24 protein-coding genes are annotated in these 24,107 nt (G+C 56.6%); 12 read left to right on the top strand and 12 right to left on the bottom strand.

Annotated elements, in window-relative coordinates:
• Window positions 1-125: 125 nt before the first annotated feature.
• Window positions 126-1,166, top strand: coding sequence for an aldo/keto reductase (locus ACWKXT_RS17165; RefSeq protein ID WP_454527521.1), 1,041 nt, complete (start codon window positions 126-128; stop codon window positions 1,164-1,166).
• A gap of 75 nt (window positions 1,167-1,241) precedes the next feature.
• On the opposite strand, the gene ACWKXT_RS17160 is transcribed toward ACWKXT_RS17165, so the two are convergent.
• Window positions 1,242-1,730, bottom strand: coding sequence for a TIGR00645 family protein (locus tag ACWKXT_RS17160; protein WP_080328194.1), 489 nt, complete (start codon window positions 1,728-1,730; stop codon window positions 1,242-1,244).
• Window positions 1,731-1,811: 81 nt separating this feature from the next.
• On the bottom strand, window positions 1,812-2,315 hold the full coding sequence (locus ACWKXT_RS17155; protein ID WP_454527522.1) for an ESA_00282 family adhesion-associated protein: 504 nt from the start codon (window positions 2,313-2,315) through the stop codon (window positions 1,812-1,814).
• Between the two features lie 103 nt (window positions 2,316-2,418).
• Between ACWKXT_RS17155 and ACWKXT_RS17150 the strand changes: the two genes are divergently transcribed.
• Together ACWKXT_RS17150 and ACWKXT_RS17145 are read left to right on the top strand one after the other, a co-directional pair.
• Window positions 2,419-2,823 carry a hypothetical protein gene (locus ACWKXT_RS17150; RefSeq protein WP_454527523.1) on the top strand — a complete coding sequence of 135 codons (405 nt, stop codon included), beginning with the start codon at window positions 2,419-2,421 and terminating at the stop codon, window positions 2,821-2,823.
• Between the two features lies 1 nt (window position 2,824).
• On the top strand, window positions 2,825-3,271 hold the full coding sequence (locus tag ACWKXT_RS17145) for a cytoplasmic protein (RefSeq protein WP_454527524.1): 447 nt from the start codon (window positions 2,825-2,827) through the stop codon (window positions 3,269-3,271).
• Here ACWKXT_RS17145 and ACWKXT_RS17140 read toward each other — a convergent pair.
• The 3 genes from ACWKXT_RS17140 to exbB all read right to left on the bottom strand — a co-directional run bounded on the left by ACWKXT_RS17140 (window position 3,268) and on the right by exbB (window position 6,155).
• Window positions 3,268-4,719 carry a methyl-accepting chemotaxis protein gene (locus tag ACWKXT_RS17140; protein ID WP_454532985.1) on the bottom strand — a complete coding sequence of 484 codons (1,452 nt, stop codon included), beginning with the start codon at window positions 4,717-4,719 and terminating at the stop codon, window positions 3,268-3,270. The genes ACWKXT_RS17145 and ACWKXT_RS17140 overlap by 4 nt on opposite strands.
• A gap of 274 nt (window positions 4,720-4,993) precedes the next feature.
• Complete coding sequence (gene exbD / locus ACWKXT_RS17135; RefSeq protein ID WP_014885232.1) at window positions 4,994-5,419, bottom strand: TonB system transport protein ExbD; 426 nt, start codon at window positions 5,417-5,419, stop codon at window positions 4,994-4,996.
• Window positions 5,420-5,423: 4 nt separating this feature from the next.
• A complete protein-coding gene (gene exbB, locus ACWKXT_RS17130) occupies window positions 5,424-6,155 on the bottom strand; it encodes a tol-pal system-associated acyl-CoA thioesterase (RefSeq protein WP_119916383.1) in 732 nt (243 codons plus the stop codon).
• A gap of 251 nt (window positions 6,156-6,406) precedes the next feature.
• Between exbB and metC the strand changes: the two genes are divergently transcribed.
• Together metC and yghB are read left to right on the top strand one after the other, a co-directional pair.
• The gene (gene metC / locus ACWKXT_RS17125) at window positions 6,407-7,594 is read left to right on the top strand and encodes a cystathionine beta-lyase (protein WP_454527526.1); all 1,188 of its coding nucleotides are present in this window, start codon (window positions 6,407-6,409) and stop codon (window positions 7,592-7,594) included.
• A gap of 142 nt (window positions 7,595-7,736) precedes the next feature.
• Window positions 7,737-8,396, top strand: coding sequence for a DedA family general envelope maintenance protein YghB (gene yghB / locus ACWKXT_RS17120; protein WP_080328201.1), 660 nt, complete (start codon window positions 7,737-7,739; stop codon window positions 8,394-8,396).
• A gap of 39 nt (window positions 8,397-8,435) precedes the next feature.
• Here the strand turns inward: yghB and ACWKXT_RS17115 are convergent, their stop codons facing one another.
• Window positions 8,436-9,335, bottom strand: coding sequence for an AraC family transcriptional regulator (locus ACWKXT_RS17115; protein WP_454527527.1), 900 nt, complete (start codon window positions 9,333-9,335; stop codon window positions 8,436-8,438).
• A gap of 195 nt (window positions 9,336-9,530) precedes the next feature.
• Here ACWKXT_RS17115 and yqhD point away from each other — a divergent pair, with 195 nt between their 5' ends.
• Both yqhD and dkgA read left to right on the top strand, forming a co-directional pair.
• A complete protein-coding gene (gene yqhD / locus ACWKXT_RS17110) occupies window positions 9,531-10,694 on the top strand; it encodes an alcohol dehydrogenase (RefSeq protein WP_454527528.1) in 1,164 nt (387 codons plus the stop codon).
• Window positions 10,695-10,799: 105 nt separating this feature from the next.
• Window positions 10,800-11,627, top strand: a complete 828-nt coding sequence (gene dkgA, locus ACWKXT_RS17105; RefSeq protein WP_454532984.1) for a 2,5-didehydrogluconate reductase DkgA — start codon at window positions 10,800-10,802, stop codon at window positions 11,625-11,627.
• 100 nt (window positions 11,628-11,727) lie between these two features.
• Here the strand turns inward: dkgA and ACWKXT_RS17100 are convergent, their stop codons facing one another.
• From ACWKXT_RS17100 to ACWKXT_RS17080, 5 genes are all read right to left on the bottom strand, one after another.
• Window positions 11,728-13,905: a YgiQ family radical SAM protein gene (locus ACWKXT_RS17100; protein ID WP_454527530.1), complete on the bottom strand. Its 2,178-nt coding sequence runs from the start codon at window positions 13,903-13,905 to the stop codon at window positions 11,728-11,730.
• Between the two features lie 131 nt (window positions 13,906-14,036).
• On the bottom strand, window positions 14,037-15,449 hold the full coding sequence (gene ftsP, locus ACWKXT_RS17095; protein WP_080328206.1) for a cell division protein FtsP: 1,413 nt from the start codon (window positions 15,447-15,449) through the stop codon (window positions 14,037-14,039).
• Between the two features lie 58 nt (window positions 15,450-15,507).
• The gene (gene plsC / locus ACWKXT_RS17090; RefSeq protein WP_028014424.1) at window positions 15,508-16,245 is read right to left on the bottom strand and encodes a 1-acylglycerol-3-phosphate O-acyltransferase; all 738 of its coding nucleotides are present in this window, start codon (window positions 16,243-16,245) and stop codon (window positions 15,508-15,510) included.
• 162 nt (window positions 16,246-16,407) lie between these two features.
• Complete coding sequence (gene parC / locus ACWKXT_RS17085) at window positions 16,408-18,666, bottom strand: DNA topoisomerase IV subunit A (RefSeq protein ID WP_454527531.1); 2,259 nt, start codon at window positions 18,664-18,666, stop codon at window positions 16,408-16,410.
• Between the two features lie 118 nt (window positions 18,667-18,784).
• Window positions 18,785-19,186 carry a YgiW/YdeI family stress tolerance OB fold protein gene (locus ACWKXT_RS17080; RefSeq protein WP_454527532.1) on the bottom strand — a complete coding sequence of 134 codons (402 nt, stop codon included), beginning with the start codon at window positions 19,184-19,186 and terminating at the stop codon, window positions 18,785-18,787.
• 139 nt (window positions 19,187-19,325) lie between these two features.
• Here ACWKXT_RS17080 and qseB point away from each other — a divergent pair, with 139 nt between their 5' ends.
• The 5 genes from qseB (at window position 19,326) to lysM (ending at window position 22,878) form a co-directional block, all read left to right on the top strand.
• The gene (gene qseB, locus ACWKXT_RS17075) at window positions 19,326-19,985 is read left to right on the top strand and encodes a quorum sensing response regulator transcription factor QseB (RefSeq protein WP_454527533.1); all 660 of its coding nucleotides are present in this window, start codon (window positions 19,326-19,328) and stop codon (window positions 19,983-19,985) included.
• Complete coding sequence (gene qseC, locus ACWKXT_RS17070) at window positions 19,982-21,319, top strand: quorum sensing histidine kinase QseC (protein WP_454527534.1); 1,338 nt, start codon at window positions 19,982-19,984, stop codon at window positions 21,317-21,319. Before qseB ends, qseC begins: the two co-directional genes overlap by 4 nt.
• 104 nt (window positions 21,320-21,423) lie before the next feature.
• Window positions 21,424-22,005 (top strand): NAD(P)H-dependent oxidoreductase, encoded by a 582-nt coding sequence (locus tag ACWKXT_RS17065; protein WP_454527535.1) that lies wholly within the window; start codon window positions 21,424-21,426, stop codon window positions 22,003-22,005.
• A 31-nt stretch (window positions 22,006-22,036) separates the two neighbouring features.
• Window positions 22,037-22,351, top strand: a complete 315-nt coding sequence (locus ACWKXT_RS17060) for a putative quinol monooxygenase (RefSeq protein WP_008502984.1) — start codon at window positions 22,037-22,039, stop codon at window positions 22,349-22,351.
• 86 nt (window positions 22,352-22,437) lie between these two features.
• Window positions 22,438-22,878, top strand: coding sequence for a peptidoglycan-binding protein LysM (gene lysM, locus ACWKXT_RS17055; protein WP_028014428.1), 441 nt, complete (start codon window positions 22,438-22,440; stop codon window positions 22,876-22,878).
• 32 nt (window positions 22,879-22,910) lie between these two features.
• On the opposite strand, the gene ACWKXT_RS17050 is transcribed toward lysM, so the two are convergent.
• On the bottom strand, window positions 22,911-24,098 hold the full coding sequence (locus tag ACWKXT_RS17050; protein WP_454532983.1) for a glycoside hydrolase family 88 protein: 1,188 nt from the start codon (window positions 24,096-24,098) through the stop codon (window positions 22,911-22,913).
• Window positions 24,099-24,107 lie beyond the last annotated feature (9 nt).

The following is a 24,107-nucleotide window of genomic DNA, read 5'->3' as shown; positions in this document are numbered from 1 at the left end:
TTAATCGTCACGTTTCAGCATGATGTGAAAAGGCCATGCCATCGCTTCTCCGCACAATTTATGATTTGATAAACGCAGAATAAAAACGTTGTTTCGAAAATTCATTAAATAAGAAAGGAGACATCATGTCCTGGTACCCTGACGCTACCCGCTACGAAAACATGCAGTACCGCTACTGCGGAAAGAGCGGCCTGCGCCTGCCTGCCCTGTCGCTGGGCCTGTGGCACAGCTTCGGCCACGTTCAGCCTCTTGATTCCCAGCGCGCGCTGCTGCGTAAAGCCTTCGACCTCGGGATTACCCATTTCGATCTTGCCAACAACTATGGCCCGCCTGCGGGTAGCGCGGAAGAGAACTTTGGCCGCCTGCTCCGTGAGGACTTTGCCGGGTATCGCGACGAGCTGATTATCTCCACCAAAGCCGGTTACGACATGTGGCCCGGGCCTTATGGGTCCGGTGGTTCACGTAAATATCTGCTCGCCAGTCTCGATCAGAGCCTGAAGCGCATGGGTCTGGAATACGTTGATATCTTCTATTCCCACCGCGTGGATGAAAATACGCCAATGGAAGAGACGGCTTCTGCGCTGGCCCATGCGGTTCAGAGCGGGAAAGCGCTGTACGTGGGCATCTCCTCCTACTCTACCGGGCGCACGCAAAAAATGGCCGAGCTGCTGCGGGAATGGAAAATCCCGCTGCTGATCCACCAGCCGTCCTATAACCTGCTTAACCGCTGGGTTGATAAGACCGGCTTGCTGGATGCGCTGGAAGCGAACGGCACGGGCTGCATCGCCTTTACCCCGCTCGCGCAGGGTCTGCTGACCGGAAAATACCTGAACGGTATTCCGGAAGGTTCACGCATGGAGCGTGAAGGCAATAAAGTGCGCGGGCTGACGCAGAAAATGCTGACCGACGCCAACCTGAAAAGTCTTCGTCTGCTGAATGAGATGGCGCAGGCGCGCGGGCAGACCATGGCGCAAATGGCGTTGAGCTGGTTGCTGAAAGATACGCGCGTGACGTCAGTGCTGATTGGCGCAAGCCGCCCGGAACAGCTTGCTGAGAACGTTCGGGCACTGGATAACCTGCACTTTACTGAGGAAGAACTCACGCGAATTGACCAGCACGTGGCGGATGGTGAGCTGAATTTGTGGCAGGCGTCGTCGGATAAATAGTGCGGTTGATGCTTTTCCCCTCACCCTAACCCTCTCCCCTCCGGGGAGGGGGCAGGGTGAGGGGTAAGGTCTACTCTATTTCTTACTGATCTTATCCAGATACCCCATCACAAACGCCGACAGCACAAACGTCAGATGGATGATCACGTACCACATCAGTTTGTTATCCGGGACGTTTTTCGCGTCCATAAACACGCGTAACAGGTGGATAGAGGAGATTGCCACAATCGAGGCGGCCACTTTATTCTTCAGCGACGAGGCGTCCATTTTGCCCAACCAGTTGAGCTTCTCCTTGCGCTCGTCGATATCAAGCTGGGAGACAAAATTCTCATAGCCGGAAAACATCACCATCACCAGCAAACCACCCACCAGCGTCATATCCACCAGTGACAGCAGAACCAGAATCAGGTCCGCTTCGGCGACGGAAAAAATGTTCGGCAGAACATGGAAGATTTCCTGGAAGAACTTAATCGTCAGCGCGATCAGCGCCAGCGAAAGGCCAAAATAGACGGGGGCCAGTATCCAGCGAGAGGCGTACATGGCGTTTTCGAAGAAGCGTTCCATAAAGTCCTGTTTGCAAAAGAAACCAGCGCCCAGTATATCCCAACGGCGCTGACTGTTTGCAAGAACTAACCAGTGTGTTGCTCAGACGTTGTCCGGGTTAACCTCCGGACGCGCATACTGCGGCCAGACCAGCGCCACCAGTTCCGGGTAGGCCTCCAGGCTGAACTCGCGAAAACACTGACGAAGATTTAATACGTCCAGATCGGCACAGGAGACTTTCTCACCGTTAAGACAGCGCTTTTTGATATTGTCATAATATTTATAAACCGCTGAATTCAGGTCGCTACAACGACGCTGCGCCTCAAACAGACCGGGCGTGTCATTAATTTCCGACATATTCATGCGCTTAATTGTCGCATGTAAGAAGTCGATATATTCGTGATTCACCCGCCAGTACCAAACGGGTGTTACCGAGTTCATCAAAACGGAGAAATGGTCCTCTCCTTCCTCTTTTGTCATCAACTCAGGTTGCGGGGCTTCACTGGTGTCCTTCGAGGCTTTGGTTTTATTGAAATCCTGCATCAATAAAAGCACACCAGCGGTCAGTAATAGTAATACGATGACCGTAAAAAAGATGCTGTTCATGGGTTGGCTCCATTTTTTTTGATTTTAAAATTGCCTCATGATATTGTCAACGAATCTCACGCCTTTACCAACCCCACCCTGTTGAAATTAAAGGAAATTAAAAATGCTGCCCGACAATCTCGTCCCGGCTAAGTACCACATTGCGCCTGTGGAACAGCAACCGACGGAAGCAGAAAAAAAGGCGAGTTTCACTCAGGGGAAAAGAAAACTCTCTGATTTCGAACCTGATATATTAATTGGCGTCTCCAGCACCGGCAAATCCCGTAATATGTTGCTGGAAGAGCACGACCGCCATATAAAAGATCGCTTATTTCGCGCCATCAAAATTGAAGCGTTAGTCCATCTGCTGAATGACCTGCAGGCTGAAGGCGAAATAGATGCCCAGAAACTCAGTCAAATAATGGCCGAAAAAACGAAAGAAATAAATGAAGCGGGCAATGAAATTTGGCTTAATCTAATTACACGCGAGAAAAACAACCCTATTTTTTATACCCTGGGGGAAGATTAACGTGAAAGAAGTTAAAGATAACGACGTTTATTTGACTTTAGATGATAAAAAAAGTGATGAATTTATCTTAAAGCAAAATCTCGAAGCCTTAAGAAACACTAAAAATGACGAGATGACGCGTATTACCCAGGATCTGGTATCGATCCCGGCCACGCTGGTGCGTCTGAAATGGCAGAATCGCCGCGAGATTTATCCCCTGCAGGTCAAAGAAGAGATTTACGGTGCCGTGATGAATGCCATCATTGAGCAACGACCCGAGCTGAAAGAGAAGCTACTGGGGCGCCTTGAGGCCAACTATCAGTATCTGCTTGCCAGAGAAATCGCCACCCTGCGCCTGACGCGCAAACTGTCAGAGGGAAAGTACCGTACGTCAAACGTCACCTGCGTTGCGCTCGATGAAGACGCGCTGGCAGTTGACGCCAGCGCCTCCTCAACACCGCAAAGCTAATTAAATCTGAATACGGCAATCGCCTCTTTTAACTGACCCGTCTGCTGACGCTGCTGCTCCGCAACCTGCAATGTTTGCGCTACGTGACGCACGTTCTCCTGCACGCTGGCATCAATGCTGGCAATGCTGTCGTTCATCTGTGCGATGCTCGCCCGCTGTTGTTCACTCATCTGCGAAAGCTCCTCCAGCAGGGAGCGAAGCCCTTCGATGCTCTCAATGATCGACCTCATCGTTAACCCGGCGTGCTCCACCTGCTCGACGCCATGCTGGGTGGTTGCCTGCGATGCGGTCAGAAGCTGACGGATATCTTTTGCCGCCCCCTCACTGCGCTGGGCCAGCATGCGCACTTCAGAGGCCACCACCGCAAACCCTTTGCCGTGCTCACCCGCTCTGGCAGCTTCGACCGAGGCGTTGAGCGACAGAATATTCGTCTGGAACGCGATGCCGTCAATCATCTCCAGAATGGCGTAGATGCGCTGCGACTCCTCGCGGATCTGCTCCATCGCCGCGATCGCCTGACGTACGTTGTTGCCGCCCTGCTCTGCCACGTGACTGGTGCTGAGCGCGACCTCTCTGACAAGGCTGGCCTTTTCGCTGGTCAGGGTGGCAACCGCTCTGAGCTGTTCCATAGCGCTGGCTGCCGTTGCCAGCGAACTGGCCTGATGTTCGGTGCGTTCCGACAGCGCGTTATTGCGCTGACCCAGCGCACGCGACGCCTCCAGCAATTGTCCAATGTTAGCGCTGACCTGTTCAAGCGTGGATCGCATAGTGCCAAGCGTCAGGCTAAACGTGCGCGCAAAAGGGGACTCGGCGGGCATCGCATCGACGGCGAGCGTCAGATATCCCGGTTCGCGGTTGATCACGCCCGCAAGGCTTGCCACCTCGCTCGCCGAGCGGGCATCCTGCTCCATTCTCACCGCCAGCAGAACCAGGATAGCGGTCTGAGCCACCACAAACAGCCCGTGAAACACCACCATATGAAAGCCCGTGTGGGTGAAAACCACGACACCGTAGAGATCGTTTTCCTGCAGGTAGTTAAATATCAAATGATGTAATGCGATGACCGCAGCCCCCATCACCAGGGGCCGCCAGTCCCGCCAGGCCAGCAATGCGGAGAGCAGGACGAAAACAGAGAAGTGGTATTCGGTCTCCCCCTCCCCCAGTTGGATCAGCAACGCAGAAAAGGCCATCAGCACAAACGCAGAACTCAGATGCAGCAGCAGGGCGCCGGGGAACCATAGCGTCATTACCGTGGAAAAGAGCGCCAGCAGAGTCCCTGCCGCCGCCCCCTGAACCAGATTGTCATTCATATAGCCCACCCCGAGCGACACTGCCCATAGCGCCCAGACCAGAACCAGAATTAAGCGGTCGGCACGCCGACGGATTGCCGTTAAGGAGATAAGATCGCGTGATGGCGCGTGAGGACGCAGCCCTGTCGTGATAGCCATAGGGAGTCTCTTGCTGTGCAGGTGAATTAAGCCCTTCAAAGAAGGTATGTTTTTATTATCTGTTTTAAGCGTAGTGGGTATATTCCACGACGTCATTTAAGCAAAAGATATATTTTTATGGCGCAGCCGAATATTGATATTTACTTAACTATCAACAGATTATTAATCGTGGCTTTATTGATTAAGAAATATGAAGGGTGAGGATATACAGCAGAAAATAATAAAAATTTAGCGTAACAACAAACAAAAAAGCCGGCTTTCGCCAGCTTCTTTTCTATTTTTTGGCCGCTTTCTCTTCGCCGACCAGCCCAATCTTCAGATAACCCGCCTGATGCAGCGTGTCCATTACCTTCATCATGGTTTCGTAATCGACAGTTTTGTCCGCACGGAAGAAAACGGTGGTGTCTTTCTTGCCGCCGGTAAGCTGGTCCAGCGCCGGAATAACGGAAGCATCCGTCACCGGGTCGTTGCCCAGGAACATTGATTTATCCGCTTTTACCGACAGATAGATAGGCTTTTCCGGGCGCGGCTGCGGCTGGCTGGAGGAGGCCGGCAGGTTTACCTTCACGTCGACCGTCGCCAGGGGTGCTGCCACCATAAAGATAATCAGCAGAACCAGCATGACGTCGATAAACGGCGTCACGTTGATTTCATGCATTTCGCCGTTATCGTCCAGATTTTCGTTTAGACGCATCGCCATAACATTAACCTACGCGCAGTTTGGACGCCGCGTGCACCGGCTTAGCGCCGCTGGCGTTCAGGTCAAGATCGCGGCTTTGCAGCAGCAGAACCTGAGCGGCAACGTCGCCGAGGGTCGCTTTGTAGCTGCCAATCATACGCGCGAAGATGTTATAGATAACCACCGCCGGAATCGCCGCGACCAGGCCGATCGCCGTTGCCAGCAGCGCTTCTGCGATGCCCGGCGCAACCACCGCCAGGTTGGTAGTCTGCGTCTGTGCGATGCCGATGAAGCTGTTCATGATGCCCCAGACGGTACCGAAAAGACCGATAAACGGCGAGATCGCCCCGATGGTCGCCAGATAACCATTCCCGCGCCCCATATGTCGGCCAACGGCCGCAACGCGACGCTCCAGGCGGAAGCCGGTACGCTCTTTAATGCCTTCGTTATCTTCACTGCCTGCGGAGAGTTCCAGCTCGTTCTGCGCTTCATTCACTAACAGAGTGGTCAGGCTTTTTGCGTGGAAGGATGAGGTCATATCAGAAGCCTGATCCAGGGTGCGGGCTTCGGCCAGCTGCTGCTGTTCCCGCTTGAGGCGACGCTTCTGTGAAAGCAGCTCGGCACTTTTGCTGAAGAAAATAGCCCAGGTGACAACGGACGCCAGAATCAGGCCGATCATCACAATCTTAACCACGATGTCAGCATGATGGTACATGCCCCAAACGGAGAGATCCGTCTGCATCAAATTATTACCCACTCTGTATCTCCAGGACGCAAATCACAAATTCTGACCGTAATAATATCAAAACGTCGTCGAATTGATAGTAGTTCTCATTAGTATTTACATAGTGCCGCAATTTTCGTTCACTTTCCTTGCGCTTACGCAGTAAAAATTTCTTATGCTGATTTTTGCTAATATTTTCTGCTTATTCGATAAGCCTGCGGGTGCAGATTTTTACAATCGTGGTAGTCTGGACGTCCAGACGTATAAAAACAGGATTAGCGAACATGACAAAAAAGCATCTTGATACCACGCTGGTGCAGGCGGGACGCAGCAAGAAATACACTCAGGGATCGGTCAACAGCGTGATTCAACGCGCCTCCTCGCTGGTGTTTGACACCGTTGAGGATAAAAAAATCGCCACGCGTAACCGCGCAAAAGGTGGGCTGTTTTATGGCCGTCGCGGCACGCTAACCCATTTTTCACTCCAGGAAGCGATGTGCGAGCTGGAAGGCGGCGCAGGCTGCGCGCTGTTCCCGTGCGGCGCGGCGGCGGTGGCTAACACTATTCTGGCGTTTGTGGAACAGGGTGACCATATCCTGATGACCAACACCGCCTACGAGCCAAGCCAGGACTTCTGCACCAAAATCCTCAGCAAACTCGGCGTGACCACCGGCTGGTTCGACCCGCTAATTGGGGCAGACATTGCCGAACGTATTCAGCCAAACACGCGCATTGTGTTCCTGGAGTCTCCCGGCTCCATCACCATGGAAGTGCACGACGTGCCCGCTATCGTGAAGGCCGTGCGCAGCAAAGCGCCAGAAGCCATCATCATGATCGATAACACCTGGGCGGCGGGCGTGCTGTTTAAGGCGCTGGAATTCGACATTGATATCTCGATTCAGGCGGCAACCAAATACCTGATCGGCCATTCGGACGGCATGATTGGCACCGCAGTCTCCAATGCGCGCTGCTGGGACCAGCTGCGGGAAAACGCCTATCTGATGGGGCAAATGGTCGACGCAGACACGGCCTATATGACCAGCCGCGGTCTCCGCACGCTGGGGGTTCGCCTGCGTCAGCATCATGAAAGTAGCCTGAAAATCGCTGAGTGGCTGGCGCAGCATCCGCAGGTTGAGCGCGTGAATCACCCCGCGTTACCAGGCAGCAAAGGACACGAATTCTGGCAACGTGACTTTACGGGCAGCAGCGGGCTGTTCTCGTTCGTGCTTAAAAAACGGCTTAATAACGACGAGCTGGCAAGCTATCTGGATAACTTTACCCTCTTCAGCATGGCCTACTCCTGGGGCGGCTTTGAATCTCTGATCCTGCCTAACCAGCCGGAGCAGATGGCAGCCCTGCGCCCCGGCGGTGAGGTCGATTTCAGCGGCACGCTGATCAGATTGCATATCGGTTTAGAAAGTGTGGAAGATTTAATTGCGGATTTGTCAGCAGGGTTTGAACGTATCGTGTAGAGTGCAGGCTGAAAATGTACTCCTGGACGTTTTTGTGAACACTGCAAGCAGAAAAGTCTGCATGAGTTGCGTCCGCGATCAACCCCAGCGGGTCAATTCAGGAGTACAATAGCGTTATATCTGCTGTTCCACAGGAAAGTCCATGGCTGTTATTCAAGATATTATTGCGGCGCTCTGGCAACACGATTTTGCCGCGCTGGCGGATCCGCACGTCGTGGGGATTGTTTACTTCGTGATGTTCGCGACGCTGTTTCTGGAAAATGGATTACTGCCAGCCTCGTTCCTCCCCGGTGATAGCCTGCTTCTGCTCGCAGGCGCGTTAATCGGTAAAGGGGTGATGGACTTCACGCCAACGATGGTGATCCTCACGTCAGCCGCCAGCCTGGGCTGCTGGCTGAGCTATTTACAGGGCCGCTGGCTGGGTAACACGCGCGTCGTGAAAGGCTGGCTGGCGCAGTTGCCGCACAAGTATCATCAGCGCGCGACCTGCATGTTCGACAGGCATGGCCTGCTGGCGCTGCTGGCCGGGCGGTTCCTCGCGTTCGTTCGCACCCTTCTGCCTACCATGGCTGGCATTTCCGGCCTGTCCAACCGCCGCTTCCAGTTCTTCAACTGGCTGAGCGCCCTGCTGTGGGTTGGCGTGGTGACCACGCTCGGCTACGCGCTAAACATGATCCCCTTTGTGAAACACCATGAAGATCAGGTGATGACCTTCCTGATGGTGCTGCCGATCTTCCTGCTGGTCGCAGGCCTGGTGGGGACGATTGCGGTGGTGATTAAGAAAAAGTACTGCAGCGCCTGAACCCCTTCCCCTCTCCCCGCAGGGGAGAGGGAAAAAAGCCTAAGCTCCCTGCATGGTTCGGATGCGCGACGCATCTTCTCCCGGCGTGACGCCGAAATAGCGCTTAAACTCCCGACTGAACTGCGACGCGCTTTCGTAACCTACTCGCATTGCCGCCGCGCTGGCCTTCATGCCGTCGTGGATCATCAGCATCCGCGCCTTATGCAGCCGGTAGGTTTTGAGGTACTGCAACGGCGAGGTGCTGGTCACCGATTTAAAGTTATGGTGAAACGCCGAAACGCTCATGTTCGCTTCCGCCGCCAGCTGGTCAACGCTGAGGTTCTCCGTGTACTGACTTTCGATACGCTTGAGCACGCGGCTGATCAGGCTGAAGTGGGTCTGTCGGCTCACCAGCGCGAGTAACGCACCGCCTCCCGGCCCCAGCAGCACATGGTAAAGAATTTCGCGGATAATCTGCTTGCCGAGAATACGCGCGTCCAGCGGCCTCTCCATTACATCCAGTAGACGCTCTATCGCGCAGAGGATCTCTTCCGACAGCGTTGCCGAGTTAATCCCGCTTGAGGCCATCGACGGCTGGAAAAGCTCGTCTTCGCCAATCTCCATCAGCAGCTCCTGCAATTGAAGAATATCGACGTTGACGCGAATACCGGCCAGCGGAACCGCCTCTGTCGCGAAGGTTTCACATTCGAAGGGTAAAGGTACTGTCAGGAGCAGGTATTCATTGGTGTCGTAGCGAAACACGCGCTCGTTGATATAGCCAATTTTATGGCCCGAAAAGAGAAAAACGATGCCCGGCTGGTACATCACCGGCGTACGCGTCCCGGGCTGCGTGCCGTAGAGCAGGCGAATGTCTGGCAGCAGATTGCTCACATCATTTTCCTTATCTATCAAATGTTTAATTTGCGAAGTGAGCTGAAGACAGATGGTTTCACGGTTCATATTGCATTACTCCGGGTACGGTTTCCGACCCTCACAGTCTGCGCATTTTTCCGAAGTTTCTCCAGCGCTCTGTAGAAATGGGCAAGACATCGGCAGGAATGTGCATTGAGAGGATAGCCCCGGGCAGCCACAATGAGCAGCATCAGGTAGCCACCCGCGCCACCACGGTTTTTCACCCACTAAAGGGAACGAGCAATGAACAACTTTAATCTTCACACCCCAACCCGCATTCTGTTTGGTAAAGACGCCATCGCCGATCTGCGCGCGCAAATCCCCGCTGATGCCCGCGTACTGATCACCTACGGTGGCGGCAGCGTGAAAAAAACCGGCGTGCTGGATCAGGTTTACAGCGCCCTGGACGGTCTGGACGTGCGTGAGTTCGGTGGCATTGAGCCAAACCCCTCTTACGAAACGCTGATGAACGCGGTGAAAATCGCCCGCGAAGAAAACATTACCTTCCTGCTCGCCGTCGGCGGCGGCTCCGTGCTGGACGGCACCAAGTTCATCGCGGCGGCAGCGCACTACGCTGATGGCGTTGACCCGTGGCACATTCTGGAAACCCGCGGCAGTGACATTAAAAGCGCGATCCCGATGGGCTCCGTGCTGACCCTGCCAGCGACCGGCTCTGAATCTAACAAGGGCGCGGTTATTTCCCGCAAAACCACCGGCGACAAACAAGCCTTTATGAACGAGCACGTTCAGCCCGTGTTCGCGATCCTGGACCCGGTGTACACCTACACCCTGCCTGCGCGTCAGGTAGCGAACGGGGTGGTCGACGCCTTTGTGCATACCGTTGAGCAATACGTAACGTATCCGGTGAATGCCAAAATTCAGGATCGCTTCGCGGAAGGCATTCTGCTGACGCTCGTCGAAGACGGTCCGAAAGCGCTGAAAGAGCCGGAAAACTACGACGTGCGTGCCAACGTCATGTGGGCGGCAACGCAGGCGCTGAACGGCCTGATCGGCGCTGGCGTACCGCAGGACTGGGCGACCCACATGCTGGGCCACGAGCTGACGGCAATGCACGGCCTCGATCACGCTCAGACGCTGGCCGTTGTCCTGCCTGCGCTGTGGAACGAAAAACGCGACGCCAAGCGTGCCAAACTGCTGCAGTACGCCGAGCGCGTATGGAACATCACCGAGGGTTCTGACGACGCGCGTATTGATGCCGCCATCGAAGCGACCCGTAACTTCTTTGAGAGCCTGGGCGTGCCAACGCGTCTGTCTGGCTATGGCCTGGACGGCAGCTCCATCCCTGCTCTGCTGGCGAAACTCGAAGAACACGGCATGACCCAGCTGGGCGAACACGGCGACATTACGCTGGACGTCAGCCGCCGGATCTACGAAGCGGCACGCTAAGCGTTTTTGCCCTCCCGACTTTCGTTTTTTGACATTTCGTCCAGACTTAATGCACACCCCATCGTCGGAGTCCCCCTCCGACGATGCGCACCTGAAGGAGGAAAAATGGCAAACCAAACCGTAATCAAGCTGCAGGACGGCAACGTGATGCCCCAACTGGGGCTAGGTGTATGGAAAGCCGGTAACGACGAGGTCGTCTCCGCCATTCATAAAGCCCTGGAAGTCGGCTATCGGTCGATTGATACCGCCGCCGCGTACAAAAACGAGGACGGCGTGGGGACCGCACTGGCCAGCGCCGGCGTCTCCCGCGATGAGCTGTTCATCACCACCAAACTGTGGAACGACGATCAAAAACGCCCGCGCGAAGCATTGCAGGAGAGCCTGGAGAAACTCCAGCTCGATTTCGTCGATCTGTACCTGATGCACTGGCCAGTTCCGGCTATCGATCACTATGTTGACGCCTGGAAAGGGATGATTGAATTACAGAAAGAGGGGCTGGTGAAAAGCATCGGCGTCTGTAACTTCCAGGTGCATCACCTGCAGCGTCTGATTGACGAAACGGGCGTCGCCCCGGTGATTAACCAGATCGAGCTGCACCCGCTGTTGCAGCAACGCCAGCTTCACGCCTGGAATGCCACCCACAAGATCCAGACCGAGTCCTGGAGCCCGCTGGCTCAGGGCGGCGAAGGCGTTTTCGACCAGAAAATCATCCGCGACCTGGCGGATAAATACGGCAAAACCCCAGCGCAGATCGTCATTCGCTGGCATCTGGACAATGGCCTGGTGGTGATCCCGAAATCGGTCACGCCGTCGCGTATCGCCGAGAACTTCGACGTCTGGGATTTCCGTCTGGACAAAGATGAGCTGGGTGAAATTGCGAAGCTGGATAAGGGCAAGCGGCTTGGGCCGGACCCGGATCAGTTTGGCGGTTAGTTTTCCCCCTCACCCTAACCCTCTCCCCATAGGGGAGAGGGAACCTGAACACCCTCTCCCCTATGGGGAGAGGGCTGGGTGAAGGGTGAGGGCAACATCGTTATCCGATCTTACGTTTTCCCGTTTTTTTCGTCCCCGTCGCACCGCCGTTCGAACGCTGATGCACAATCGGCGTATGTTTGGTCAGCGCCGGGCGCGTATTACGGTTCTGGCGACGCGCTTCGCGCATCTCATCCAGCGTCGGAGCCGGGACCAGGCAGTCGCGGCGCGAGCCGATCAGGTGTTTTTTACCCATCTCTTCCAGCGCCTGACGGATCAGCGGCCAGTTTTTCGGATCGTGGTAACGCAGCAGCGCCTTATGCAGGCGACGCTGTTTATCCCCTTTTGGCACCACCACCTCTTCACTCTTGTAGCCAATCTTACTCAGCGGGTTTTTGCCGGTGTAGTACATGGTCGTCGAGTTGGCGAGCGGTGACGGATAGAAGTTCTGCACCTGATCCAGACGGAATCGACGCTGCTTCAGCCACAGCGCCAGGTTCACCATGTCTTCATCGCGCGTGCCAGGGTGCGCGGAGATGAAGTATGGGATCAGATACTGCTCTTTACCGGCCTGCTTCGAATAGGTATCGAACAGCTCTTTAAAGCGGTCATAGCTGCCCATGCCCGGCTTCATCATCTTCGACAGCGGGCCTTCTTCAGTGTGTTCCGGTGCAATCTTCAGATAGCCGCCAACGTGGTGCGTCGCCAGCTCTTTGATGTAGCGCGGATCTTCCACGGCGATGTCGTAACGCACCCCGGAGGCGATGAGGATCTTTTTGATGCCCTTCAGATCGCGCGCGCGGCGGTAGAGGTTGATCGTCGGCTCGTGGTTGGTGTCCATGTGCTCGCAAATGCTCGGGTAGACGCAGGAGAGACGACGGCAGGTCTGCTCCGCGCGCGGTGACTTGCAGCGCAGCATATACATGTTGGCGGTTGGACCACCGAGATCGGAGATCACGCCGGTAAAGCCCGGCACCGAGTCGCGAATCGCTTCGATCTCATTGATGATCGAATCTTCCGAGCGGCTCTGGATAATACGCCCTTCGTGCTCGGTAATGGAGCAGAAGGAACAGCCGCCGAAGCAGCCACGCATGATGTTGATCGAGAAGCGGATCATCTCATACGCCGGGATACGGGCGTTGCCGTACGCCGGGTGCGGCACGCGCTTGTAAGGCAGCGCAAAGACGCTGTCCATCTCTTCGGTAGAGAGCGGGATCGCCGGCGGGTTGATCCAGATGAAGCGCTCGCCGTGCTTCTGCATCAGCGCGCGGGCACAGCCCGGGTTGGTTTCATGATGCAGAATACGGGACGCGTGCGCGTAGAGCACCTTGTCGGCTTTCACCTTCTCGTAGGACGGCAGCAGCACGTAGGTCTTTTCCCACGGCTTCGGGCGCGGCGGCTGCACAACGATAGCCTTCGCTTCCGCTTTTTTCGGCTCAACCGGCTTGTTATCCGCACACGGCAGATCTTCGCCGTACGGGTGCGGGATCGGGTCGATTTTGCCCGGCATATCGATGATACGGGAATCCACCCCGCGCCAGCCCGGCAGCGCCTCTTTCACCATGATGGCGGTATTGCGCACGTCGCGGATGCTGCTCACCGGCTCGCCCTGCGACAGACGGTGCGCCACTTCCACCAGCGGACGCTCGCCGTTACCGTAAATCAGCATGTCGGCCTTGGAGTCCACCAGCACCGAGCGGCGAACGGTATCTGACCAGTAGTCGTAGTGCGCGGTGCGGCGCAGGCTCGCCTCGATGCCGCCCAGAATCACCGGCACGTCTTTCCAGGCTTCTTTACAGCGCTGGGTATAGACCAGGGTCGCGCGGTCCGGGCGTTTACCCGCCACGTTATCCGGCGTGTAGGCGTCGTCATGGCGCAGCTTGCGGTCGGCGGTATAGCGGTTGATCATCGAGTCCATGTTGCCTGCGGTAACACCGAAGAACAGGTTGGGTTTACCCAGACGCATAAAGTCGTCTTTGCTGTTCCAGTCAGGCTGGGAGATGATCCCCACGCGGAAGCCCTGCGCTTCAAGCATACGGCCACAGATGGCCATGCCGAAGCTCGGGTGGTCAACGTAGGCATCGCCCGTGACCAGAATGATGTCGCAGCTGTCCCAGCCCAGTTGATCCATCTCTTCCCGGGACATCGGCAGGAACGGCGCCGGTCCAAAGCAGGCTGCCCAGTACTGGGGCCAGGAGAAGAGGTCGCGATCCGGCTGGATCAGGGAAATTGCGCTCATAATGCTTCCGAAGAAAAAATAGACAAAAGGGCGGGGATTATACGCTGGAACATTGTGGGAAATGAAGGGGTATTATGCGGGCTGTTGCCCTCACCCCAACCCTCTCCCACAGGGAGAGGGAGAAAAGCACGTTACGGCGCCGGATTCACCAGCATCTGCCCTACCGAGCCCCTGTCCATCATCTCCAGCGTCTGGCTGTGGAACAGGAACGGGAAGTGCGGCCAGGAAGGCTGGCCGTAGTAGACGAGCAGTTCGACCTGACCATCCACCCAGACGGTATCCTTCCAGCCGCGATCTTCCGGGAACGGCATCGCGCCGTTGACGTTGCGGATCAGGAATGACACCCCTTCAATATGGAACGACTGCGGCATATCTGAACGCACCGTCCAGCGCTCCCACGTTCCCTGCTGAGCGGTGATATCAATACGGTTCACATCCCACAACGCGCCGTTGATGCCCGGATCGTCGCCCAGGCTGATATCACGGCTGCGCACCGGTGAGCCGCTCATAATTTCCTGCGGCAGCAGACGCATCGGCAGGCTATCGGTGACCAGCGGCAGCAGGCCGGTTGGACGCAGGGTTAACACCAGCGTGGAAACCAGAATGCTCGATGGCTCAAAGAACCCGCGAATACGGTCAACGATGCTCGCCGCTTCGCCGCAGGTCACAGAGACTTCATCCCCGTTGGTCATATCCACGAGAATTTCACGACGCTCTCCCGGCGCCAGCGCCAGCTGTTTCACGGAGACCGGCGCGGGTAAAAAGCCCTGGTCGCCGGAGATCACGTGCAGCGGACGGCCATCGCTCATCTGCAGCTGATAGCGACGCGAGTTAGAGGCGTTGAGCAGGCGCAGGCGCACCCAGCCACGGGACACTTCGACATACGGACTTTGCGCGCCGTTAACCAGCAGCGTATCGCCAACAAAACCACCGCTGCCTGGCTCGCTGTACTCCGGCGTGCCGAAGTTATCCAGACGTTTGTCCTGAATAATGACCGGAAAATCATCCACACCGTAGTGGTTCGGGATCGGCAGCGATTTACTGATCTCATCTTCCACCAGCCACATGCCGGCCAGACCGTTATAGACCTGCTGCGCCGTACGGTTAGGGGTGTTGGCGTGATACCACAGGGTTGCCGCGCTCTGGCGGATCGGCAGGACGGGCGCCCAGTCGGCATTGGGGGACATCATTCGCGCCGCGCCGCCAATCAGCGGACCCGGAACCTGTAAGCCGCTGATGGTCATGGCGACATTTTCGGCTGTACGGTTGCTGTAAATGAGCTTAACGTCATCCCCGTTCCACACGCGGATGGTCGGCCCGAGGTAGCGCCCGTTAATGCCCCACACCGGCGCGCGCGTGCCCTGGGTAAAGGACCAGTGGCTGCGCTGAAGCGTGAGGAAAAGCGGCTGCCCGCGACGGGATTCGATCAACGGCGGAATGGGCAGCGGCTGTTGCTGCCCGGCGGCGCTGGCTGTCAGCGGCATCGCACCCGCACAAAGGGCAATCCCCGAAGCCTGAATAAACTGACGCCGACTGAGTGACATATAAGCTCCATCTGAAACGACTAACAACGCGGGAATTCGTTTTCCCTTTAACGCCGGATTAAACCTTACCGGCGGCTTCTCTTTCTGCGACTTCTTTATCGAGCAGCGCAATATGCTGAGCCATCAGCTCACGGCAGTGCGCTGCCAGCTCGCGTACCTGGTCTTTACCGTATTTGCTGGTATCGACAGGTGGCAGCATTTCGACAATCACCAGACCATTATTCAGGCGGTTAAGATTAATCTTATTAGAAGTATTGGAAACGCACACGGGAATAATTGGAACACCTGCCGCAATTGCGGCATGAAACGCGCCGGTTTTAAACGGCAGCAGGCCGCGACCACGGCTGCGCGTCCCTTCCGGGAACATCCAGATTGAGATTCTGCGTTTCTTAAAGTGATTCACCACTTCGGCAATCGTGCCGTGCGCTTTTGCACGGTTGTTACGGTCGATCAGCAGGTTACCGGTCAGCCAGTACAGCTGTCCAAAAAACGGGATCCACAGCAGGCTTTTTTTCCCCACCGTCACGGTTGGCGGCAGAACAATATTGGAGGCCGTCACCATATCGTAATTGTTCTGATGGTTGGCGATATAGATGGCATTACCGAAATTCTCCGCCCCTTCAGGCAGGCGCTTTTCAACCTTCAGACCAAACAGCGGCGCAAGGCGACCGAACATATGGCCAAAGGTGGCAACATGCTTCGGATTACGCGGGCTGAACAGGCAGTAAATAGAGCCGAAAATACAGACCAGAATGCAGTAGATAACGGTAAGAATAAGACGAACAATATATAGCATAGCGACCTCTGAAGCCCTGACAGCTGACAATTATACTTCACCTGTGGCCAGGTAAGGACTTTATTACGAGCGCGTATTGTTAATCGCAACGCACGAATTAACAACGATTTTACGGGAAATTTTATTGAAATACCCCCTCCGGACAGAGGGGGTGTGACGACATTACTCTTCGCTGTCACCCGCGCTGCTGCGCGCAGGCGAATCAATCTCCACGCGGTCGATACGCTGCAGACCGCGCATCAGCGAACCGCGACGACCGCGCTCGCCCACCACTTTCTGCAGCTCTTCCGGACGCAGTTTGATCTTACGCTTGCCAACGTGAATGGTCAGCGTGCTCTGCGGCGGCAGAAGGAAGAGGTGCGCCAGGCTATCTTCGCCTTTCGCGGCTTCCGCCGACGGGATGTTGATGATCTTGTTGCCTTTACCTTTCGACAGCTCCGGCAGATCGCTGACCGGGAACATCAGCATACGTCCGGCAGAGGTGATCGCCAGCAGCATGTCGCTTTCATTCTCGATCACCAGCGGCGCCATCACGTGCGCGTTGTCCGGCAGGCTGATCAGCGCCTTACCGGCACGGTTGCGCGACACGAGGTCGTTAAAGGTACAGATAAAGCCGTAACCCGCATCGGAAGCCATCAGCAGCTTCTGGTCGTCGGCCTCCATCAGCATATGGTCAACCGTTGCGCCCGGCGGCAGCGTCAGCTTGCCGGTGAGCGGCTCGCCCTGCCCGCGCGCGGAAGGCAGCGTGATCGGGTCGATGGCGTAGCTGCGGCCGGTGGAATCAATAAAGGCCACAGGCTGGTTGCTCTTACCTTTCACCGCCGCTTTGAAGCTGTCGCCCGCTTTGTAGCTCAGCCCCGGCGCGTCGATATCGTGGCCTTTGGCGCTGCGCACCCAGCCGCTCTGCGACAGGACAATGGTCACCGGCTCGGACGGCTGCATGTCGTGCTCGTTCATCGCCTTCGCTTCTTCGCGCTCGTGCAGCGGAGAACGACGGTCATCGCCGAAAGCGTCGGCATCGGCCTGCAGCTCTTTCTTCAGCAGGTTGTTCATCTTGCGCTCGGAGGCGAGGATCGCCTGCAGCTGATCGCGCTCTTTTTCAAGATCGTTCTGCTCGCCGCGGATCTTCATCTCTTCCAGTTTGGCGAGATGGCGCAGCTTCAGTTCGAGGATCGCTTCGGCCTGGGTTTCGCTGATGCCAAAGCGCGACATCAGGGCCGGCTTCGGCTCGTCCTCGGTGCGGATGATCTCAATCACTTCGTCGATATTGAGGAACGCCACCAGCAAACCTTCGAGGATATGCAGGCGCTTAAGCACTTTCTCCAGACGATGATTCAGACGGCGGCGTACCGTATCGCGGCGGAATGTCAGCCATTCGGAGAGGATCTCCAGCAGGTTTTTCACCGCCGGGCGACCATCGAGGCCAATCATGTTCAGGTTGATGCGGTAGCTTTTTTCCAGATCGGTGGTGGCGAACAGGTGGTTCATCACCTGCTCCATGTCCACGCGGTTCGAGCGCGGCACGATCACCAGACGGGTCGGGTTCTCGTGATCCGATTCATCGCGCAGGTCATCCACCATCGGCAGCTTTTTATTGCGCATCTGGGAGGCGATCTGCTCCAGCACTTTGGCACCGGATACCTGGTGCGGCAGCGCGGTGATCACCACGGCGCCGTCCTCTTTATTCCACACGGCGCGCATGCGCACGGAGCCACGGCCGTTCTGGTAAATTTTGCGGATTTCCGCGCGCGAGGTGATGATCTCAGCTTCGGTCGGGAAATCCGGCCCCTGTACGATATCCAGCAGATCGTCGAGCGAGGTTTTCGGCTGCTCGATAAGGGTGATGGCGGCTTTCGCCACTTCACGCAGGTTGTGCGGCGGAATGTCCGTCGCCATGCCGACCGCGATACCGGTGGTGCCGTTCAGCAGGATGTTTGGCAGACGCGCAGGCAGCATCTTCGGCTCCTGCAGCGTACCGTCGAAGTTTGGTACCCAGTCAACGGTTCCCTGACCCAGCTCGCCCAGCAGCACTTCGGCATATTTAGACAGGCGGGATTCGGTATAACGCATCGCCGCGAAGGATTTTGGATCGTCCGGCGCACCCCAGTTCCCCTGCCCGTCTACCAGCGGGTAGCGGTAAGAGAACGGCTGGGCCATCAATACCATCGCTTCATAGCAGGCGCTGTCGCCGTGCGGATGGTATTTACCCAGTACGTCACCGACGGTACGGGCGGATTTCTTGAACTTGGCGGTGGCGTTCAGCCCCAGTTCGGACATCGCGTAGACGATGCGGCGCTGAACGGGCTTCAGGCCATCCCCGATAAACGGCAACGCCCTGTCCATGATGACGTACATGGAGTAGTTCAGGTAGGCGTTTTCCGTGAATTCATGTAGCGCGAGGCGCTCTGCCATATCGCTCATTACGTGTGATTCCTCAACTCAGAAACCGAAGGGTTTCAGGCAATATTGCCGCAGATACTACCTCATCTGACGAATTGAGTCACAAAGAAAAAGGGCCGCGTATGCGGCCCTTTTCGGGTTATTTGTTCAGCTTAATAACCTGCTTCACGTCGATTTCAAACTCGTTCCAGTCTTTATCGACTTTCCCCTGCAGTTCCACTTTATCCTGCGGGGTAACGCTCACGCCGTTCCAGCGCTTGTGGTCAATCTCTACCACTACCGTACCGGTCTCATCGCGGAAGGTGTAGCGGTCATCGGACAGGCGCTCGGTAATGTTCCCGCGCAGCTTCACCCAGCTGTCGTCTTTCAGGTCTTTCACTTTTGCCGCGGTGGTCAGGTTGGCGTTGTTATCGACAAAACCGCCCTGCTGAACTTGTGTATGAGGTTCATTGGCTGAGGGGCCGTGAAAACCACTCTGCGCAGCAAAAACAGGGGCAGTGGTCATCATCATGATGGCAGCCATTGCAGCGTATTTTTTCATCTTCATCTCTCCCTTTAATGTCGTTTCGCAGTCCATTAAACAGGGTAAACCTTAACAACTTCTTAAGGGGAAAATTTATTTATTTTTACTGTACAGCAGATGCTTACAGAGGGTTTACTGACGGCATCAAGGAGGGAACATGCGCATTTTACTGGTAGAAGACGACAGGTTAATCGGCGATGGCATCAAAGCAGGCTTAGGCAAACTGGGTTTTAGCGTGGACTGGTTTACCGACGGGAAAACCGGGCAGGCCGCGCTCTCTTCTGCGCCCTATGATGCCGTGGTGCTTGACCTGACCCTACCGGAAATTGACGGTCTGGAGATCCTGCGCGCGTGGCGCGAAAGCGGGCGCAGCGAGCCGGTACTGATCCTGACCGCGCGGGATGCGCTGAACCAGCGCGTTGAAGGACTGCGCCTCGGTGCGGACGATTATCTCTGCAAGCCGTTCGCGCTGATTGAAGTGGCGGCCCGTCTGGAAGCGCTGGTGCGCCGCAGCCACGGCCAGACCCGCAGCGAGCTGCGTCACGGCAAGGTGACGCTCGATCCGACAAGCCTCGTCGCCACGCTGGAGGGCGGAACACTGACGCTCAAGCCCAAAGAGTTTGCCCTGCTGGAGCTGCTGATGCGCAACGCGGGCCGGGTGCTGCCGCGCAAGCTGATCGAGGAAAAGCTTTATACCTGGGACGATGATGTCTCCAGCAACGCCGTGGAAGTCCATGTTCATCATTTACGCCGCAAGCTCGGGAGCGAGTTTATCCGCACCGTGCACGGCATCGGCTACACCCTGGGTGACGCATGAAACTGAGCCTGAAGCTGCGCCTGACGCTTCTTTTTTTAGCGCTGTCTCTGACGGCCTGGTTTGCCGCCAGCCTGGTGGCGTGGCAGCAGACCACCCACAAGCTCGATAAGCTGTTCGACACCCAGCAGATGCTGTTTGCCAAACGTCTGCTGACGATGGATCTGGACGAACTCCGCGCGCCGGACCGCATGCGCGAGGTGCCGAAAAAGGCCAAACACGGGCATCTGGACGACGATGCGCTGGCCTTCGCCATCTTCACCACTGGCGGCAACATGGTGCTTAACGACGGTGAGAACGGTCGTGACATCCCGTATCACTATCGTCGGGACGGCTTTGACGATGGTCGTTTGCAGGATGATAACGACAAATGGCGTTTCCTGTGGCTGACGTCGCCAGACGGAAAATACCGCGTCGTTGTCGGCCAGGAGTGGGAGTACCGGCAGGATATGGCGCTGGATGTGGTCAGCTCGCAGCTCACGCCGTGGCTGGTGGCGCTGCCGGTAATGCTGCTGTTGCTGATTGTCCTGCTGAGCCGGGAGCTGAGGCCCCTGAAAAAGCTGGCCCAGACCCTGCGCTCCCGCTCGCCGGACGCCACCGATGCCCTGCCCACTCAGGGCGTGCCCGCAGAAGTGCGCCCCCTGCTGGACTCGCTGAACCATCTTTTTGCCCGTACCCAGGAGATGATGACCCGCGAGCGCCGCTTCACCTCCGACGCCGCCCACGAGCTGCGCAGCCCGCTGGCGGCGCTGAAGGTGCAAACCGACGTGGCGCAGCTTTCTCAGGACGATCCGCAGGCGCAGGAAAAAGCGCTGGCGCAGCTGCACGCGGGTATCGACCGCGCGTCCCGGCTGGTAGATCAACTTCTTACCCTGTCGCGCCTGGATTCGCTGGATAGCCTGGACGGCGTAGAACAGATAGCGATGGCGGACCTGCTGCAGTCAGCGGTAATGGATATCTACCCTCCGGCGCAGCAGGCGGGTATTGATATTCGTCTGCACATCAATGCGCAAGAGGTGACCCGCACGGGTCAGCAGCTGCTTCTGAGCCTGCTGGTGCGTAACCTGCTTGATAACGCCACCCGTTACAGCCCGCGCGGCAGCGTGATAGACGTGACGCTGAATCCCCGGAGCTTTACCGTGCGCGACAACGGCCCGGGCATTTCGCCCGATGCGCTGGCGCGTCTCGGCGAGCGTTTCTATCGCCCGCCGGGTCAGACTGCGACGGGCAGCGGGCTGGGGTTATCTATCGTTAAGCGTATCGCGGCGTTACATGGGATGCGCGTCTCGCTCGGCAATGCGCCTGAAGGAGGCTTTGAGGTGCATGTCAGCTGGTAGGAATTATTGCGCTGAGCGCAAAAGACTTTGCACATTTTGCTTATTTTTCCGCTCCGTCCTCGCGCGTAGAATACCCGGCATACTCTCATCACCGAGGACAAAAAATGAGCAACATTCTGATTATCAACGGCGCGAAAGCGTTCGCGCACTCTAAAGGCCAGCTGAATGACACCCTGACCGAGGTCGCGGACGGTTTCCTGCGCGACGCCGGGCATGATGTTAAGGTCGTGCGCGCGGACAGCAACTATGACGTGAAGGCCGAAGTGCAGAACTTCCTGTGGGCCGACGTGGTTGTCTGGCAGATGCCGGGCTGGTGGATGGGCGCGCCGTGGACCGTGAAAAAGTACATGGACGACGTCTTCACCGAAGGTCACGGTTCGCTGTATGCCAGCGACGGCCGTACCCGCTCAGATGCCTCTAAAAAATACGGCTCCGGCGGCCTGATTCAGGGGAAAAAATATATGCTCTCCCTGACCTGGAACGCCCCTCTGGAAGCGTTTACCGAAAAAGATCAGTTCTTTGAAGGCGTGGGCGTAGACGGCGCGTATCTGCCGTTCCACAAGGCGAACCAGTTCCTGGGGATGGATCCGCTGCCGACCTTTATCGTCAATGACGTGATTAAAATGCCTGACGTCCCGAGCTATATCGCAGAATATCGCAAGCATCTCGCGAAAATTTTTGCTTAACTGGTAGCCTGAAATTAAAGGAGTAGTAACCATGCTTACAGTAATCGCAGAAATCCGTACTCGTCCAGGTCAACATCACCGTCAGGCGGTGCTGGATCAGTTCGCGAAAATCATCCCAACCGTACTGAAAGAAGAAGGCTGCCACGGCTACGCGCCGATGGTGGATGCCGCTACCGACGCAAGCTTCCAGGCCACTGCGCCAGACTCCATTATCATGGTTGAGCAGTGGGAAACCGTCGCGCACCTTGAAGCACACCTGCAGACCGCGCACATGAAGGCATGGAGCGATGCGGTAAAAGGTGACGTGCTGGAGACCCATATCCGTATTCTGGAGCAAGGGGTTTAAAAACCTGCCTTCCCTCTCCTTTCGGGGAGGGAAATCTCTCTGACCTGCTATGCTTATTCTGACTTCATGATTAACAGGAGGATGGAATGGGTCTTTTTAACTTCGTGAAAGAAGCAGGCGAAAAGCTATGGGATAACCTGACCGATCATAAAGGCCAGAGCGACAAAATCACCGAGCACCTCAAGAAACTCAACATTCCCGGTTCAGACAAAGTTCAGGTTAACGTTACCGACGGCAAAGCCAGCGTGACGGGCGACGGGCTGACCCAGGAGCAGAAAGAAAAAATCCAGGTCGCCGTCGGCAACATCGCGGGCGTCAGCGAGGTGGAAAACAACATCACCACGACCGATGCCAAAGATGAAGCCACCTACTACACGGTGAAATCCGGCGATACCCTGAGCGCTATCTCCAAAACCGTGTACGGCGATGCCAACCAGTACAACAAGATCTTTGAGGCAAACCGCCCGATGCTCTCCAGCCCGGATAAAATCTACCCAGGCCAGACGCTGCGTATTCCGAAAGCGTGATCCGCGAGTCGGGGGTCGCCCCCCGACCGTTTTTACCAGTACAGTTTCCAGCTCTGCGTAAAGCGCACCAGCGCCTCCACGTAGAAGTAATCTCCCCAGCTTGCGCACTCATCCACGCCTTTGTTGCTCGCCAGGTGATAGACCGAGTGCTTCAGCAGCCCGGTGCCCTTCTCCTCTTTGCCCATCAGGTAGTGCTTCGTCAGTGACGACATAATGCCTTTGGCCCACTCCAGATACCGCTCCCGGTCTGGATCGGTGAGCGGCAGATGCTTCACCAGCTCCAGCAGCCCGCACACCGCAATTGCCGCAGAAGACGAATCGCGCAGCGCGTCGGTCCCCACCAGCGCCAGATCCCAGTGGCAGACATAATCCTCCGGCAGGCGGTTGAGAAAGTAGTTCGCCAGCCGTTTGGACAGGGCGATCATCGTCTCGTCGCCGGTATAGATATAGCTCAGCAGGAAGCCGTAAATTCCCCACGCCTGCCCGCGCGACCAGCAGGAGTCGTCGGCATACCCCTGCTGGGTATTACCATAGCGCGGCGCGCCGGTCTGCACATCCATGTAATAGGTGTGGAACGTCGAGGCATCGTCGCGGATGAGATACCTCGCCGCCTGCATGACGTGCGATTTTGCGGCGTCAGCAAAGCGCGGATCCCCCGTCTGCTCCGTTGCCCAGTAGAGCAGCGGCAGGTTCATGTTGCAGTCGATGATCATCCGCCCGGCCTGCTCCGGGTCTGAAAGATCGCCCCACGCCTGAATGATCTGCGCCTTCTCATGGAAGCGCTCCAGCAGGGCTTCCGCCGCCAGCAGGGAGAAGCCGCGCGCCTGGCGGCTGCCGGTGAGTCGCCAGGCCGCCACGCAGGAGAGCGTGTACAGGAAGCCCAGATCGTGGGTGTTGGTGTCGCTGCGCCCGGCGATGCGCAGGCCGAACGAGCGCACGTGCTTTTCCGCCATCGCGCGGAATTTTGTCTCTCCGCTCATCTCCCACGCCAGCCATAGCTGGCCAGTCCAGAAGCTGGTGGTCCACTCTACGTTGTCCGTCAGCGGGTAAAAACCGTTCTGGCAGGTTTCCGCCGGGAACTGCTCTCCGAATACCGTTAAATGACGGCTAATCAGCTCGAGGACGTGGCTGCGCGCGGAGGTCAGTTCATCGCTAAACAGGCGCGAGTCTACGGGAACAGGAATGGCAGACAGGCGTTCCTCTCTGATACGACTTAACATATTTCGGTT

The sequence above is a fragment of the Enterobacter sp. UPMP701 genome, assembly GCF_053709515.1.
Note: the sequence above shows the minus strand (reverse complement) of the source record. Positions and strands in the feature narration are given on the sequence as shown.